Source organism: Sphingobacterium sp. 18053, assembly GCF_902706145.1.
Taxonomy (GTDB): Bacteria; Bacteroidota; Bacteroidia; order Sphingobacteriales; family Sphingobacteriaceae; genus Sphingobacterium; species Sphingobacterium paramultivorum.
Genome location: NZ_CACSJW010000003.1, coordinates 1 through 15,621 on the forward strand (window position 1 = coordinate 1; position 15,621 = coordinate 15,621).

A 15,621-nucleotide genomic window follows, 5' to 3' on the forward strand; every position below is an offset into this window, starting at 1 on the left:
GTTTGGGTTGGGGATCTTGCTGGGGCTGGGGATCTCCTTGGTATGGCGGCTACAGACCTTGGGGTGGCTGGTACGGCGGCGGCTATTGGGGATCTGGTTGGTATGGAAACGGCTACTGGGGCGGTGGTTCCTGGGGTAACTCAAGACCACGGTATGCATCAAGTAGATCTGTTTACAGAGATAACTATAACACGCGCAGTTCATCATCAAGAACCCGAACTTCAGGTGGATATGACCGCAACAGCGTTGCTCGAAATTCTGGAGGATACGATCGTACTGGCGTAGCACGCGATTCTAGAGGACGTATTACATCTGTTTCAAATAGGTCAAGAACTTCTGACGGTTCCGTGACACGTGGTTCTTCTTATGACAGGTCAAACGGTAGAACAAGAACATCTGATGGTGTATCGAATAGAGCTTACTCAGATGGTACTCGTTCAAGAACCTCAGATAGAGTCAATGGTTCCTATCCAAACAACACACGTAGCACCTCTAGCGGATATTATAATAATGATTCGAGAACACGAAATAGTTCAGGTGAGGTATCTCGTCCGATGAGCCGTTCGATGGAAACACGCTCCAGCAACCCAAGCTCAACGTCAAGACCATCGTATACTCCGCCAACAAGAAGCTATGATAGTGGTTCATCATCCCGCTCTTCTAGTGGTGGTTTTTCTGGAGGTGGTAGTTCTAGATCTTCGGGAGGAGGTTTCTCCGGAGGCGGAAGCTCAAGATCAAGTGGAGGACGTACTCGATAGTTAAAAGCATTTTGAATAGTAGCATACAAGAAATTGTATGCTACTAATTTATTATTGACGACATTTTAGCATATGACAATCAAAAAATTACTTTTTGGAACTGCATTCGTTTTAGGTGCAGCAGGGACTACTCAAGCGCAATATACGAAAGATGTACTTTTATTCTCCCAAGGGGACAATGGCGGAACAGCTCGTTTTAAAGCCATGGGAAATGCATCTACCGCATTAGGTGGAGATATAAGTTCGATTACGGGTAACCCCGCGGGTTTGGGCTACTTCAATCAATCTGACGTATCATTAACAGCCAGATACCTTAACAACAAAAATAAAACAGACTATTTTGGTCAAAATTCAAACAGCAGCAAGAATAATTTCAACTTAGACAATGCTGGAATTGTTTTTCACCTCCCAACTTACCGCAATGGAGGTAACCTCGATAGAGGTTGGTTAAATTTCAATGTCGGTATTGCTTACAACCGCAATTATGTCTATAACAACCTGCTAGAGTATCGAGGAGTAAATAATACGAGTTCGATATCAGATGCTTATTCCGACCGCCTTTCAGGTGTCGGAGGAACACAAGGTTGGGGCCAGGAAGTTTATAACAACTCTTTATTATTCGATGTAGACCCCAAAAACGCGGGTGCATATATCCCCATTACAGTTGGCGGAACTTTCGATGGAAAAAATGGTTTTAATCAAGTGAATTCCATCTTAGAAAAAGGAAGCAAATCCGAATCTGTCTTGTCATTTGGAGCCAATTATAGCAATAAACTTTATTTAGGAGCCTCTTTAGGTTTCACCGCATTTAGCTACGACAATTCCAGCTGGTTTACAGAATATGGTCAAACAATGACGGCCGACCAATTAAAAGCCATTAACAAAGATTCAGAATTTTTAAAACCAACCAATGCCCAAAAGTATGCCATGTTGGATAAAGATTATGAATTATATGATGATTATGCGCAAGCCACTGATGGTACCGGTGTCGACTTTAAACTTGGGGTAATCTATAAATTTACGCCAACGTTTAGCATGGGATTCACCGCTAAGTCACCTACATTTATGAGCATCCGGGATGAATCATATAGTAATTCTGAGTTCCGTTACTTCAGACCAAATGAAGACAAATCATTTAAAGAGTATAGAACCAGTGATGACGCAGGGCACAGTTACTTGGAGTATAATATGAATACACCCTATAAATTATCTCTTGGGGCGAGCCAATTATTTTCAAGAGGATTAATAACCGCTGATGTGGAATGGGTAGACTATGCCGCTATGCGTTTTAAAGATGTGGGAAATTACAGTAAAACGTTAGAAAAGAACATGAATCAAAACATCAAAGATACTTACCAAGGTGCATTTAATGCGCGAATTGGTGGTGAAGTGATGTTTGATAATGTATTTAGCGGAAGAGCTGGTTTCAACTACAGTGGCAACCCCTATAAAAATGCAGACTACACGAATTATACGGCATCTTTAGGTATCGGCGCTAAACTTGGCCGTGGCATGTATGTTGATTTGACTGGTGCCTATAATGCAGTCAACTACAAAGAAAGCCCATATTTGATTAATGAGAACTACTGGAATAATGCTAGTCCAGTAGCAGATATAAAAAATCAACGGACTAATGTTGTACTAACTATTGGTTCAAAATTTTAAACTATATTTTTTTCAAAAAAAGTCCAGCTATGTCTGGACTTTTTTTTTGAGAAAAAACAGCAGAGAACAAACATAAAACACGATAAAATTAGTTTACGCGTTATTATACTTGTATATAAAGGTAACTTTATCTAAGTTTGTCCCCTTGGATTGAAAATTACATGGCAAATCACACAATTTCAAAAGCATTCAATTTCATTTTTACATACCCCATTTGGCGGATAGAAATCGATGCGGAGAATGAATTGATCGCTGTGGAGACCAGAAACCCAGACGATACCCTGCCCTATTTTAATGTAGTCACTTTTGAAGGAACTTACGTATTAAAAGACTTCAAAGCAATAGCCAAAGAGTGGGTCCTAGCTGGAATTCAATGCAAAAAATTAATACTTAAGAAGATTGCCAATAACACACCTATCGACGCAGGCATACAGGTAGTCGATTGTTACAACCCAAAAATACAGGAAACCTGGTTCAACTACATATTCATCGGTATGGTTGACCAAGGTGTGCTTATTAGACCAAAAGTAATAGCAGAAGGCTTCCAATTATTTTTGAACCTCCAATCGATGTCGATTGAAAGTAAAAATGAAACTCCCTTTAAACCTTATACCAGCGAGCTCGTCTATCCTATTATCTACAATGGTGACATCCCCATTTTTTTGAAGGACTTCCCAATTGATGGTGAAATCTGGATAAATACGGTGAATGACTACTTTATTTGGGCTTTCTATGAAAAAGACAGAAACAATCGTTATCAAATCAGGCTAGTGCAATCCACTAGAGAAACATTGACAGAGTCTATTATTGCAGTTTCCGAGCTGGAACTAAAGCTCTTCAACATTTATTTTCTTATTCACGAACAAATATTCCTTTTGACAGATAATAAACGGGAGTTTGTTTCGTATTTAGTATAATTGCAAAATATATGAAAGTTTTATTCGAATTAAAAACATATAAAAAGATAGCTATTCTATCCATCGCGATATTAGCTATTCAACAAGTTGAAGCAAAGAATTCAACTTCTTTACGTACTGATTTTATCCCTGATTCAGTAGGAACTGAAGCTATCAATGGTGAAGAATACGTTCTGTTCAAAATTGAAAAAGGAGACAATTATTACCAGTTAAGTAAAAAGTATAAAACAACGGTAGGCCAGTTGACCCAAATAAATGGTAATGGAACATTAAACCTTGGCCAAATTGTTAAGATTCCAACCGGTCGGAAAGCGAAATCAACAGTAAGCAACGACCGTGGAAATACGGCAGTGCAAAACCCGCGTAATCCACAACAAGAAGGTTTTACGGAATATATCGTTGGTGAGAAAGAGACACTTTATGCCATATCTAAAAGATTCAGTATTTCTGTTGAAGATATTAAAAAAGCGAACAATTTAAAAAATAACGTTATTGGCGGAGGAATGAAGCTCATGATCCCCAATCAGCCCCTACCTCCTGAACGGCCAAAATTAGTTGAACCTAAAGGAATCGAAATTGTAACGCCTGATTCTACAGACGATGACGATAAAGAAGAAAATCAAATTTCAACAAACCGCTACGGAATACGCGAGAAGTCCGAACGTGGTATTGGCGTGTGGATTGATGGACTTTCATCTCAAGGGACCAGCAACCTTGCTCTTCATAAGAGCGCTCCAGTAGGTACTATTCTAAAAATTACCAACCCTATGACCAAAAGTGTTACTTACGCAAAAGTAGTCGGTAAATTTAATGATAATGCCGAAAACCAAAATGCAATTGTCGTGTTGTCAAAGTCTGCCGCCGCAAGCATAGGCGCACTTGATAAACGCTTCCAAGTTGAAATTGCGTATGGATTACCTCTAGAAAATTAACAGAATAAAATAGCTTTTATAGCATAGTAAGAATGAATAACAAACCGTATGTCATAGGAATTGCCGGAAGTAGTGGCTCTGGAAAGACTTTTTTTTTAAATAGTTTTTTAAAACATTTTAAGCCTAATGAGGTGACCTTAATTTCCCAAGATGATTATTACATCCCTGCCAATACTAAAACTCAGGAGGAAAATAGGCTCTATAACTTCGATATTCCGACATCAATCGACAGAGATGCTTTTTATAAAGATATCAAGGCACTCTTTAACGGTGAGACAATATATAAAGAAGAGTATACATTTAACAACCCTTCGTTAACACCCAAAATACTAGAGATTAAACCGGCACCAATTTTAATTATTGAGGGTCTATTCATTTTCTATTATACGGAAATTAATAATTTAATCAATCATAAGATATTTTTAAGCGCTGATCAGGATATCGCATTAAGAAGACGTCTACACCGCGATCTGGTTGAACGGGGCTACTTTGAAGATGATGTCATGTACAAATGGATAAACCATGTACTACCATCCTACAACGAGTACCTACTTCCCTATCAGGATACTTGCGATCAGGTCATATTTAACAATACCGATGAACCAGAACCAATCTGGGATATCACCAACCAAATTTCTGAAGAGCTAAAATTAAAACTCAATTTGGTATAAAATTAAAACAATGTAGAAAGGAGAATCTCGTAAACAGATTCTCCTTTCTATTTAAAGTGCTTGATTTATTGGTATCAAGATTTTAAATACCTATCTTTGCGCCACGAAACAAATCCATCATAATGAACCATCCTGTAAAGATTAAAAATGCATTGGTTTCAGTCTATTATAAAGACGGCCTTGCTCCTTTAGTTGAATTATTAAACAAATACGGTGTTACCTTCTATTCCACTGGTGGAACAGAAACATTTATCAAAGATTTAGGTATAGATGTTGTTCCAGTTGAAGACCTCACCAGCTACCCTTCTATTTTAGGAGGCCGTGTAAAAACATTGCATCCAAAAGTATTTGGCGGTATTTTGGCACGCCGCCCGCTTGAGTCGGATCAACAACAGCTTGCTCAGTATGAAATACCTGAGATCGATTTGGTTATTGTGGATTTGTACCCTTTTGAAGAAACTGTTGCTTCTGGCGCATCCGAACAAGATATTATCGAGAAAATAGATATCGGTGGAATTTCACTGATACGCGCTGCCGCTAAAAACTTTAACGATGTCGTTATTATCTCTTCCAAAAATGATTACAAAGAATTGGAAGAAATACTAGCAAACCAAGAAGGTAATACTTCACTGGAACAACGTAAAGAATTTGCTAAACGTGCATTCAATACATCCTCGCATTACGATACTGCAATCTTCAACTATTTCAATCAAGAAAATCCACTTCAGGTTTTTAAACAATCTGAGCAAAAAGCACAGGTGTTGCGCTATGGTGAAAACCCACACCAAAAAGGCATTTTCTTCGGCGATTTAGATAAGATGTTTGATAAATTAAACGGTAAAGAGTTATCTTACAATAATTTGGTTGACGTTGATGCTGCCGTTGCTTTGATTGATGAGTTCACAGAACCTACATTCGCGATCTTAAAACACACAAATGCTTGTGGAGTTGCCTCCCGTTCAACAATCAAACAAGCTTGGTTAGATGCTTTAGCATGTGATCCTGTTTCAGCTTTCGGTGGAGTCTTAATAACGAATGGTCAAGTTGATGCTGCAACAGCTGAAGAGATCAATAAATTATTCTTCGAAGTGTTGATTGCACCTTCTTATTCTGAAGAAGCCATCGCTATTCTTACCGCAAAGAAAAACAGAATTATTTTGGTTCGTAAAGAGGTTACACTACCAGGACAACAGTTCAAAACTTTATTGAACGGCGTTATTCTTCAAGATAAAGACAATACGATTGAAGGACCTGAACAAATGGTTACGGTAACACAAGTACAGCCTACTGCAGAACAACTGGAGGACCTTTATTTTGCGAACAAAATTGTAAAACACACCAAGTCAAATACAATCGTATTTGCTAAAAATGGTACTTTGTTAGCTTCAGGCGTAGGCCAAACTTCTCGTGTAGATGCATTGAAACAAGCTATTGAGAAGGCAATTTCTTTCGGTTTTGACCTTAAAGGCTGTGCGATGGCATCGGATGCCTTCTTCCCTTTCCCTGATTGTGTGGAAATTGCTTCAGGAGCTGGTATCGCAGCGGTATTGCAACCTGGTGGTTCAATCAAAGACCAGTTATCAATTGACATGGCCAATGAAAAAGGAATCTCCATGGTAACAACAGGTGTTAGACACTTTAAGCACTAGTTGAACTTCAATAATAAATAAAAAAGCTACTTTAGAAAAGTAGCTTTTTTATTTATCTCGCTTCTACAGGAAACTTCGAACGCTTATACTGTTCCATCTCAACGCTGAGTTTGCGAATCGCATAACCAACAATGGCCACATCATCTATCCACCCGCCCACGAGAATAAAATCAGGAATCGCATCAATCGGCGAAACCACATAAAGTATCGTTCCAATAATAATCGATAAATTCCATTTATCCATTTTATACTTCCCCGTAATTGTGTCCTTACACATCGCAATTAATACGTTGAAGTCGTCCATATAGCCCCCTAGATTCCTCGCTTTTGCCTCCGCCTGTACAAATTCAGATTCCGTAATTTTACGATGCCTAAACTGCTCAAACATTCCTTTCGCAATTCTTTTGATTCTATTGTTCATACCTCAAAATTAGGATTACTAGTTTAACAATCCAAATCCTCGCCCTAAACCAAACTCGATTCAAAATCGGATTGCATATCGCAACATAACGAAATCCTTCCCTTCAAACTGACTAAATTTTACCTAGAAACCATATTCATCTGTTACCGATCCCAAAACCACCATCTTTAAAAAGTGATTTACAAAGGCTATCTGAATAAAAAACGAGGTCTGAATATGGATTTTTATTATTTTTACAAATCGCTGTAGCAAAGTGTCAGTCATCTCCGTATAATAGACAACACAAGCGCAATGTGAGTCACAAAAACAGATTTTAATATTACACGGATATGAAAAACTATAGATTATTTAATTTTATTGCTATTGCTTTAGCGGCCCTCTTTCTAACAAGCTGTCTAAAAGATAACGATGACCAGCCAATTCCTGCTGCGTTGCTTACCATGGTCAATGGATACACGGATGCGAATGCAGTTATATATTTCGCAGACGGAGGCTCGCTTCAAAACCCCAATTATCCATTGGGATTCAAAAGTTATGCTCAAATTGGCTTATTTACAGGAGCACGTAGAATTACAGTTTCCGCTGAATATAACACTAAATTAACGGATACAACTGTAACAATCAAAGACAGCACCATATATACATCCTTTTTATTTGGAACTAAATCCAAACCCGTACAGGTGATCACCACAGATCGAATCAATAAAGACATCAAAAATACAGAGTCTGGTTTACGCTTCTTTAATCTTGCTGAAGGTACAGATTTAGTTAGCTTAAAAATAGGCGATCAGGCTTCCCCTTCAGAATGGACAAATAGAGCACAAGAAACACAGAATTCGGCAAGTGCCCATCAGGGATTTATCGCTCAAAAGAGCGGCACATTCACCGTCACAGCTCGTGATAAAGCCGGAAAAACAATCGCAACACGCAGCGACATTAAATTGGTTGAAGGCTATTATTATTCATTAATACTCATAGGCAAGGCTAATGATGAAAAGAAACCATTATATATTGGTTTAGTAGCACAAGCCGCAAATTAAAATACCCATATCTATATACTTTATAACAACGGCCGTCATGTAAACATGATGGCCGTTGTTTTTCATTTTATATTATACTGTAGATCTTAATGATTCTCTTTAGCTGCTACTTTAGTAATCACATAAATATCCTCATTATCTTTTTTCATCTTATACTTCTCACGAGCAATACGTTGCACTTCTTGCGGATTTGATCGAATATCGTTAATTGTTTTAATGATGGCGGCATTTTCCTTCAGATAGAAGGAGCGTTCACTTTCCAAATTTGCTTTCTGCTTTTGATAACTATACTGCGTAGCAAAGTCATTTCGATCAAAAAACAACATCCACACGAGAAAAGCCAAAGCGGCTAACAAATACTTATTTCTTATTAAAGACCACAATCGTTGCATAAGACAAAAATACTATTTAGCTTTTATACTTAGGATATTTTCTTCAAAAGTTGAACATCTTTAATTAAAGATATGGAATAATATATTCAAAGTCATCATATACCTAGAATAATCTTATCTTTAACAGTTCAAAAACGATCATTTCAATGAAATATCCATCGTTAAGACTAAACGCAGTTTTAACGATAAAAAGATATTCCAAATGATCATTAAAGAATAAATCGTTGACATATGAAATACTATCTTATTGCAGGTGAAACTTCAGGGGACTTACATGGTGCCAATCTTATTAAAGCATTAAAAATTGAAGACCCCAATGCGACTTTCCAAATAGTCGGGGGGAATCTAATGCAAGCAGAGGCCGAAAAAAAAGCGTTGATACATACCTCAGAAATGGCTTTTATGGGCTTTATAGAAGTTTTAAAAAATCTGCCAAAGATATCTAGAAATCTCAAACTTGTTAAAAATGATCTATTAAAAGAAAAACCGGACACCGTCATTCTAATAGATTTCCCGGGCTTCAATTTGAAAATTGCTGATTTTGCAAAAAAACATGGAATCAAAACATGCTACTATATTTCCCCTAAAGTGTGGGCCTGGAATCAAGGTCGCGTAAAGAAAATCAAACGGATTGTCGATCATATGTTTTGTATTTTGCCTTTTGAAGTAGATTTTTATAAGAAGTGGCGCATGCCCGCTGATTACGTTGGAAACCCGCTGTTAGATGCGATTTCAACCTATAATTTCAATCCCCAATTTAGAGCACAAAATGGACTTTCAGAAAAACCCCTGATCGCCCTTTTACCAGGAAGCCGGGAAATGGAAATTTCAAAGCTTCTTCCTATCATGGCCGAACTTCCCTTTTTCTTTCCTGTTCATCAATTTGTCATTGCCGGTGCTCCTAATTTTGATGAAGCCTACTACAAGCAGTTTTTTAAAGGTATTGATATTCCCGTGATCTTCGATCAAACCTACGATATTCTCCATAACGCAGAAGCCGCAGTCGTTACAAGTGGGACGGCTACACTTGAAACAGGTATTCTGAAAGTACCTCAAGTTGTCGTTTATAAAGCTAACCCAATATCTGTATGGATAGCCAAATTAGTCATCAAGGTTAAATTTATCTCTCTAGTGAATCTAATTAATAATTTCTTATCAGTAAGGGAATTGATTCAAGACGACTGCACGGCATACGATATTTCATATGAAGTAGGTGAACTTATCAATAACAAAGCTCATCGCGCAAGTGTGATGGAAAACTACGATATTTTGGCCGAAAAACTAGGTTCTCCTGGCGCATCAGAGAAAACTGCCAAATTAATTGTAAAATATCTCGCTAAAATTTAAACTCTTTTACCTTTTATTTGTCAAACTACTAGTTAGTTACAATTAATTAAAAGTTTTATGAAATTTAAATTTATTCTAGGCTTTTTTCTTTGCTTTGCAATGTCCTTCACTGGGAAAGCACAAGAAACACAACATATTTCTAAACTGGAAATTGGCAAAAAGGCAAAAAAAAATATCGATAATAGAGACTCAACTGTCGTCATGCACATCGATACTTTAATCATGAAAGACAATGCTACCCTTTCGTTCTATGGCAAGAAAAATGTTAAGCTAACGATTGGTTATGCTGAAATTGGAAATAAAGCAACCATCTATGGAACCGATGGGAAGAATAACGGTGCAAATTTTGACATCAATGCTAATTTTCAAAAATTAGGCTCCCTTTATATCATTGCAAAGGGAGATGATGCTTTTAATGGCACTAAAACTTTTCCCAATGGGAACGGAGGAAAAATTAAAGTCACTTTAACAGATGGCAGTCTCAAACCGCAAACAACAAACAAAAAAGCGGCGAACTATATCTATGGAGACGTAGCTGCAGGTGGGCGGGCTGTCAATGCAAACACAGACTTGAGAAACATCTATGATCGGATTAAAACTGCTCCCACCGGATTGAGAGGGTTGCCTCAAGGACAAATTTATTCTGGCAGTGCCGGCACTGAGGGTACATTTGAACTAATTTCAACACAATAACGAAATCCTTAACCCATAAAAAAGACGTATTAGAGAATAATACGCCTTTTTTATGGGTTCATTATTATCTACACCCTTTTCTTTTAAGCTCATAGGCCAATACCAACCGCGTCATACGGTCGTACCGTGCTATTCCTTCCTGTTGATTGTTATGTTTCAGGTATTGATTATAAAACAATCCCATCACATCGTCGACCCAACCCGTGTATTGACTCCAAAAATACCTTTCTTTTTCCACGTCTTTCAATACTTTCGCGCTTAATCTTCCCTTGTAATCCTTTCCTAAATCAGGATACATACCCTGCAGTTCGCGCAACATATAAAGCGTGGTCTGTAGATAAGCCGAGTATCGGTAAAAGATTTGTGGATGTTGCTGTAAGCGAACAAAAGCTATAAAATTCGCCTCGTCTTCAAAACCAATTCCCTGTTGATGCGCAAGTTCATGCACTGTTGTAAAAGGTAAAAAGGTGACTGGCATGGCTTTATTAACCTGTGCTTCATGAGTAAATGGATTAAAATAGCCCGAGACACCAAAAAAAGAGACTATCCTGCTATTTATTGGTGATTTTGCCCTAATTTGACCCCTTGACAAGAATTCAGCAAAAGCCGTATCCTGTTGTACCCATGTACTCAAATCCGTTTGAATAGTTTCTTTATGCTCTTCCCATTGGGATGGATCCACATGTTCCCTTAAATTATTTGTACTGTCCAGAAACCCATTCAAAACCACGAGATAATCGGCTAACTTTAAGCTATCAACTTGCAAATTGGCATTGGTACTGATTGGTTCACGATAATAATTCAGGCCCCAAGATAGGTAAAAGAAAAAATAGAGACCCAATAACAAGTTTATGATAAATAGAACCGGACGAAAGGAATTTTTCCATCTTCCTTTCCATAAATTTCCGATGAATTTAGCAATTGAATAAAGTAGCAATCCAACTACTATAGTATAAAATAGATCACCTAAACTAAAAGGAACATAACCAAAAATAAATCTTGGTACATGGCTATAGGAGCGGTAAAAGCCGCGTGCATAAAAGTCCTCAATCCATTGGCTATGTTTCTCAATCAGGGAGAAAATAAAAATTCCAATCAGAAGTAACAGCAGCGTGAAAACAGCTATTTTATCGCGCTTTTCCATTCAAATAAGATATAAAACGATTAACTTTCGTTCTCAAAATAGACCTTGTAATAATTCATGCCTTTATCCTCATCGTAACCCTTCTCAAGATATTCACGTTTACCATGAACATAGATATGAAAATTCTTATCTAGCTTTAAAACAGACTTATAAGAAGATTCCATTTTTTTCACCGCTTTATCTGCTATTTCAAAACTTGCCTGAAATGGAGAGTCAAATTCATCTTCAAAACCAGCTTTAAAGTCCTGAAATAAAGCAATCGCCTGCGGGTTGCCCAATACTTCCTCCTCAAACTCTTCTTGGACAAAAGTTTCCTTTTCCTTAAAGTAATTCATGGATTTGTTCATCAGATCAATCTTGTCCGCTTTCTCCAATTCAAACGTCTCGTCTAATTTTTCCTGAACAAAGTTCTTGTACACTTTCAGGTAATTCCCCGTTTGATTGAAATTATCGTTACGCACGCGAAGCTGCAGAAACTCATCTTTCCAATACACAGCCTCCTGTTGACGGTTTGTCTGATCGAGCACCAGCACCTTATAACCTTCTTCTTCTTCTACATTAACAATAATACAGCCCTTGTCCAGTTTATTGATATTGATCGCCTCCTGCTCATATTCCAACATAAAAGCACCTTGCTCCGGATATACTTTCAGATAAGTCTCTTTATTCTCAGATTTGAAGATACCAATCGCATCATGTTCTTCCCCCTCGATCTGTACATTCTTTAAGGCAACTACATACACCTCTCCAGCCTTAATTTTAGGATGGTTGGATACCTCATAAAGGTGTTTTGAAATTTGTTGGGAAAAATCATGAAATGGAAGCTGCTCCTTAAAATACTGTCTTGCAAAATAGAAAATCTCATTCAGCTCCAACTCTCCATTGGGATGATATAAGCGATATACCTCATTCACCTTTGCAAAAGGACTCATAAAATACTGCATCAGGAGTCCAGGTAACACTTCATCTCCTTCAAGAGATACCGGGGCATCCGACAAAATATAAAATTCATCTTGCGCTTTATTGCCTACACGATGAATAGATAACGCTTCAAAAGTTGCATCTTGGTGAAAAAACATATTTCTTATCTTATAAATTATATATATCTATTGCTATTCTAAAAGTCTGACAATGTGCATTGACAATATCTTTAATTTCAGGAGAATAACCTCCTCCCATACTTACTTGAACAGGGATATTGTGTTTATGGCACATTTTAAAGACCAATTCATCTCTTCGATGACAGGTACTGCTGCTTAAGTTCAATTTACCCAACTTATCTGTTTCCAAAATATCTACCCCAGCCTGGTAGAAAACGAAATCAGGCTCAAATTCCCGAAATACATCAACCAAACTTTCTTCCAATAAAGTGAGGTATTCCATATCCGTAATATGATCTGCTAAGCCAATATCCAAATGGGAACGCTGTTTGACAAAGGGATAGTTTTTCTCACCATGCATTGAAAAGGTAAACACCTGATTATGCCCCTCAAAAATATGGGCGGTACCATTTCCTTGGTGCACATCCAGGTCAATGATGAGGATACGGCTAGCATATTTATACTTCAACAAGTAGCCGGCGGCAGTCGCTTGATCATTCATCAAACAGAAGCCTTCGCCAAAATCATAACCTGCATGATGTGTCCCCCCTGCAATGGTAAAAGCAACACCATATTCAACTGCATATTTAGCACTTCGGATCGTCCCATCAAGGATATATCGCTCCCGATCAACAAGGCTTTGACTTAATGGAAAACCTATTCTACGAACCATCTTGGAATCCAAAGTAAGCTCAAACAACTGCTTTACATACACTGGATCATGGACCAAACAGCATGTTTCAAAACTCGCGAGCTCAGGACTGAAAAAACTTGACTCGTCTGCCAGACCTTCATGTTTTAACTGTAAAGGAATCAACTCGTACTTCAGCATCGGAAATCGATGCCCCTCTTTGACGGAATGGACAAATTCTTGACGAAAAGCTATCTTAAGCACCTTAAAATCTTCTATTACTCATGCGAAGATAAGAAAAAGATCTTTTGGAGTTATATGAGAAAAAGGGCATCTTTGAGAAGAAACAAACAGCAAGCCAATGTTATGTTGCCATAACAGCATACTTGTATTCGATCATAAATTTATATTCTTCAAAATAAATGGAAACAACTAATTTGCCCCAATTGTCTGCCATGGAACAACGTGTACTAGGCTCACTAATCGAAAAATCAAAAGTAACTCCAGAATATTACCCAATGACAATCAACAGCTTACAAGCTGCTTGTAACCAAAAGACTTCCCGCAAACCGGTTGTACAATATACAGAAGAAGATATTATTGCGACATTGGATATATTAAAGAAAAAGGGCTTAATCTCGACAGTTGTTGGCGGTGGATCTCGTGTAACAAAGTACAAACACAATTTTGCCATACAATTTCCACTGGTTCCCTCTGAATTAACCATTGTCTGTTTATTGCTACTCAGAGGACCACTGACCGCCGGCGAAATTAATTCAAACTCCGGAAGACTTTATGAATTTGAATCGTTGGGTGAAATCAATGAACAATTGGAAAAATTGGGACAAGAAGGCTATCTTAAGTCCCTACCTAAACAAATGGGACATAAAGAAGTCCGCTACATCCATTTATTAGGAGAAATCAATCTGGAGGCCTATGAAAATAATGGTCCGGTGAGCAGCTCCTCGAACGACCAGATCTTGCTCGATCGAATTGCACAATTGGAACAGGAAGTTGCAACATTGAAACAGCAATTTCAGGATCTCTGGGATGAATTACATTAATTGCTCATGTCGCAAACAATAGATTCAAAAAACGAAATATCCAAAGCAACCTTGTGGTTGATGACCATCGCCACAGGCTTAGTTGTCGCCAATAATTATTACAATCAACCACTATTGGGCTTGATTGCCAAAGACCTACATATTGACGAGGCTATGGTCAGTAATTCGGCCATGTTAACGCAGATCGGATATGCCTTTGGCCTGTTACTGATCGTTCCCTTAGGGGATATGTTTAAGAGAAAGAAAATGATCTTGATCGATTTCTTTTTCATCATTTTTTCTTTGGTAGGTATGGCCATGTCCACTTCTATCCTATCTATCTTGCTATTCAGCTTTCTGATAGGTTTCACATCTGTTATTCCACAGGTTTTTGTACCCATGGCTGCCGAACTTGCGAGCAAAGAAAAGCAGGCTTCAGCGATTGGTATGGTAATGTCGGGTCTGCTGATCGGTATATTACTCTCTAGGGTTGTAAGCGGGTTTGTTGGCTCCTACTTTGGCTGGCGCGAAATGTATTGGATAGCGTCAGCAATTATGGTCATTACAGCCATCACCATCGCATTCAAGCTACCAGAGGTACTGCCTAATTTTAAAGGTTCTTATAAGGAATTGATGCGATCAGTCTGGAACTTTGCCAGAAAACAACCTGTATTACAGCTGGCTGCATTTCGTGGAGCCATGGGATTTGGGGCTTTTTCTGCATTTTTTACAACGCTTGTTTTCCATCTTGCAGCCCCACCTTTCTTTGATGGCCCCGCAACCGCAGGAGCCTTTGGCCTTGTAGGTGCCTGTGGGGCGCTTGCCGCTGCTTTTGTCAATAAACTAACCATTTATATAGGCAAAGCAAAAATCATCTTGTACGCGATCCTATTGATGTTAATCAGCTGGTTATTATTCGCCCTCTTCGGCAATTACTATTGGGGCCTGATCCTCGGTGTTATTCTTATCGATCTTGGCCTACAGTCGATGCATATCCTAAATCAAAGCGATTTCTATGCGCTAAACCTCGGTGCCAACAACCGACTAAATACCGTATATATGGTCAGCTATTTTATTGGTGGATCAACAGGCACTTTTTTTGCTGCACAAGCATGGCAACACTTCCAATGGCCCGGTGTTATTTTCGTAGGCACATGTTATACGCTGTTGGCATTGTTGGCTCATCTATTATTTGATTATAAATTAAGAAAAAACTGA

15 protein-coding genes and 1 pseudogene are annotated in these 15,621 nt (G+C 38.2%); 11 read left to right on the top strand and 5 right to left on the bottom strand.

The genetic code is table 11. The features are described 5' to 3' along the window. From GVK91_RS07065 to purH, 6 genes and pseudogenes are all read left to right on the top strand, one after another. Positions 1–758, top strand: a pseudogene (locus tag GVK91_RS07065) (hypothetical protein); the annotation flags it as partial. Positions 759–830: 72 nt separating this feature from the next. Continuing rightward, the gene (locus tag GVK91_RS07070) at positions 831–2,423 is read left to right on the top strand and encodes a hypothetical protein (protein ID WP_153848706.1); all 1,593 of its coding nucleotides are present in this window, start codon (positions 831–833) and stop codon (positions 2,421–2,423) included. A 161-nt stretch (positions 2,424–2,584) separates the two neighbouring features. After that, on the top strand, positions 2,585–3,340 hold the full coding sequence (locus GVK91_RS07075) for a hypothetical protein (RefSeq protein ID WP_159727620.1): 756 nt from the start codon (positions 2,585–2,587) through the stop codon (positions 3,338–3,340). An 11-nt stretch (positions 3,341–3,351) separates the two neighbouring features. After that, the gene (locus tag GVK91_RS07080; protein ID WP_159727622.1) at positions 3,352–4,272 is read left to right on the top strand and encodes a LysM peptidoglycan-binding domain-containing protein; all 921 of its coding nucleotides are present in this window, start codon (positions 3,352–3,354) and stop codon (positions 4,270–4,272) included. Between the two features lie 32 nt (positions 4,273–4,304). Next, complete coding sequence (locus tag GVK91_RS07085; RefSeq protein ID WP_075993390.1) at positions 4,305–4,943, top strand: uridine kinase; 639 nt, start codon at positions 4,305–4,307, stop codon at positions 4,941–4,943. Positions 4,944–5,065: 122 nt separating this feature from the next. Beyond that, positions 5,066–6,592 (top strand): bifunctional phosphoribosylaminoimidazolecarboxamide formyltransferase/IMP cyclohydrolase, encoded by a 1,527-nt coding sequence (purH, locus tag GVK91_RS07090; RefSeq protein WP_159727624.1) that lies wholly within the window; start codon positions 5,066–5,068, stop codon positions 6,590–6,592. 52 nt (positions 6,593–6,644) lie between these two features. Here the strand turns inward: purH and GVK91_RS07095 are convergent, their stop codons facing one another. After that, positions 6,645–7,013, bottom strand: a complete 369-nt coding sequence (locus GVK91_RS07095) for a YkvA family protein (RefSeq protein WP_159727626.1) — start codon at positions 7,011–7,013, stop codon at positions 6,645–6,647. Between the two features lie 329 nt (positions 7,014–7,342). Here GVK91_RS07095 and GVK91_RS07100 point away from each other — a divergent pair, with 329 nt between their 5' ends. Beyond that, positions 7,343–8,053 (top strand): DUF4397 domain-containing protein, encoded by a 711-nt coding sequence (locus GVK91_RS07100; protein ID WP_153848711.1) that lies wholly within the window; start codon positions 7,343–7,345, stop codon positions 8,051–8,053. An 86-nt stretch (positions 8,054–8,139) separates the two neighbouring features. On the opposite strand, the gene GVK91_RS07105 is transcribed toward GVK91_RS07100, so the two are convergent. Then, positions 8,140–8,445, bottom strand: coding sequence for a septum formation initiator family protein (locus tag GVK91_RS07105; RefSeq protein WP_075993394.1), 306 nt, complete (start codon positions 8,443–8,445; stop codon positions 8,140–8,142). 231 nt (positions 8,446–8,676) lie between these two features. Between GVK91_RS07105 and lpxB the strand changes: the two genes are divergently transcribed. Further along, positions 8,677–9,792 (top strand): lipid-A-disaccharide synthase, encoded by a 1,116-nt coding sequence (gene lpxB / locus GVK91_RS07110; protein WP_159727628.1) that lies wholly within the window; start codon positions 8,677–8,679, stop codon positions 9,790–9,792. Between the two features lie 57 nt (positions 9,793–9,849). Continuing rightward, positions 9,850–10,485 carry a hypothetical protein gene (locus GVK91_RS07115; RefSeq protein ID WP_153848847.1) on the top strand — a complete coding sequence of 212 codons (636 nt, stop codon included), beginning with the start codon at positions 9,850–9,852 and terminating at the stop codon, positions 10,483–10,485. A gap of 64 nt (positions 10,486–10,549) precedes the next feature. Here GVK91_RS07115 and GVK91_RS07120 read toward each other — a convergent pair whose 3' ends face one another. The 3 genes from GVK91_RS07120 to GVK91_RS07130 are packed head-to-tail and all read right to left on the bottom strand — an operon-like array spanning position 10,550 to position 13,624. After that, entirely contained in the window at positions 10,550–11,629 is a 1,080-nt protein-coding gene (locus GVK91_RS07120; RefSeq protein WP_159727630.1) for a DUF3810 domain-containing protein, read from the bottom strand. Between the two features lie 20 nt (positions 11,630–11,649). After that, positions 11,650–12,708 (bottom strand): nucleoid-associated protein, encoded by a 1,059-nt coding sequence (locus GVK91_RS07125; protein WP_153848845.1) that lies wholly within the window; start codon positions 12,706–12,708, stop codon positions 11,650–11,652. Positions 12,709–12,718: 10 nt separating this feature from the next. Then, on the bottom strand, positions 12,719–13,624 hold the full coding sequence (locus tag GVK91_RS07130; RefSeq protein WP_200845548.1) for a histone deacetylase: 906 nt from the start codon (positions 13,622–13,624) through the stop codon (positions 12,719–12,721). Between the two features lie 158 nt (positions 13,625–13,782). On the opposite strand from GVK91_RS07130, the gene GVK91_RS07135 reads away from it, so the two are divergent. Together GVK91_RS07135 and GVK91_RS07140 are read left to right on the top strand one after the other, a co-directional pair. Next, positions 13,783–14,424 carry a YceH family protein gene (locus GVK91_RS07135; RefSeq protein WP_153845856.1) on the top strand — a complete coding sequence of 214 codons (642 nt, stop codon included), beginning with the start codon at positions 13,783–13,785 and terminating at the stop codon, positions 14,422–14,424. A 6-nt stretch (positions 14,425–14,430) separates the two neighbouring features. Next, on the top strand, positions 14,431–15,621 hold the full coding sequence (locus tag GVK91_RS07140) for an MFS transporter (RefSeq protein ID WP_159727632.1): 1,191 nt from the start codon (positions 14,431–14,433) through the stop codon (positions 15,619–15,621).

Coding starts and splice junctions, on each gene's coding strand:
- GVK91_RS07070 (WP_153848706.1), top strand. CDS start 831: ATGACAATCAAAAAATTACTTTTTGGAACTGCATTCGTTTTAGGTGCA.
- GVK91_RS07075 (WP_159727620.1), top strand. CDS start 2,585: ATGGCAAATCACACAATTTCAAAAGCATTCAATTTCATTTTTACATAC.
- GVK91_RS07080 (WP_159727622.1), top strand. CDS start 3,352: ATGAAAGTTTTATTCGAATTAAAAACATATAAAAAGATAGCTATTCTA.
- GVK91_RS07085 (WP_075993390.1), top strand. CDS start 4,305: ATGAATAACAAACCGTATGTCATAGGAATTGCCGGAAGTAGTGGCTCT.
- purH (WP_159727624.1), top strand. CDS start 5,066: ATGAACCATCCTGTAAAGATTAAAAATGCATTGGTTTCAGTCTATTAT.
- GVK91_RS07095 (WP_159727626.1), bottom strand. CDS start 7,013: ATGAACAATAGAATCAAAAGAATTGCGAAAGGAATGTTTGAGCAGTTT.
- GVK91_RS07100 (WP_153848711.1), top strand. CDS start 7,343: ATGAAAAACTATAGATTATTTAATTTTATTGCTATTGCTTTAGCGGCC.
- GVK91_RS07105 (WP_075993394.1), bottom strand. CDS start 8,445: ATGCAACGATTGTGGTCTTTAATAAGAAATAAGTATTTGTTAGCCGCT.
- lpxB (WP_159727628.1), top strand. CDS start 8,677: ATGAAATACTATCTTATTGCAGGTGAAACTTCAGGGGACTTACATGGT.
- GVK91_RS07115 (WP_153848847.1), top strand. CDS start 9,850: ATGAAATTTAAATTTATTCTAGGCTTTTTTCTTTGCTTTGCAATGTCC.
- GVK91_RS07120 (WP_159727630.1), bottom strand. CDS start 11,629: ATGGAAAAGCGCGATAAAATAGCTGTTTTCACGCTGCTGTTACTTCTG.
- GVK91_RS07125 (WP_153848845.1), bottom strand. CDS start 12,708: ATGTTTTTTCACCAAGATGCAACTTTTGAAGCGTTATCTATTCATCGT.
- GVK91_RS07135 (WP_153845856.1), top strand. CDS start 13,783: ATGGAAACAACTAATTTGCCCCAATTGTCTGCCATGGAACAACGTGTA.
- GVK91_RS07140 (WP_159727632.1), top strand. CDS start 14,431: ATGTCGCAAACAATAGATTCAAAAAACGAAATATCCAAAGCAACCTTG.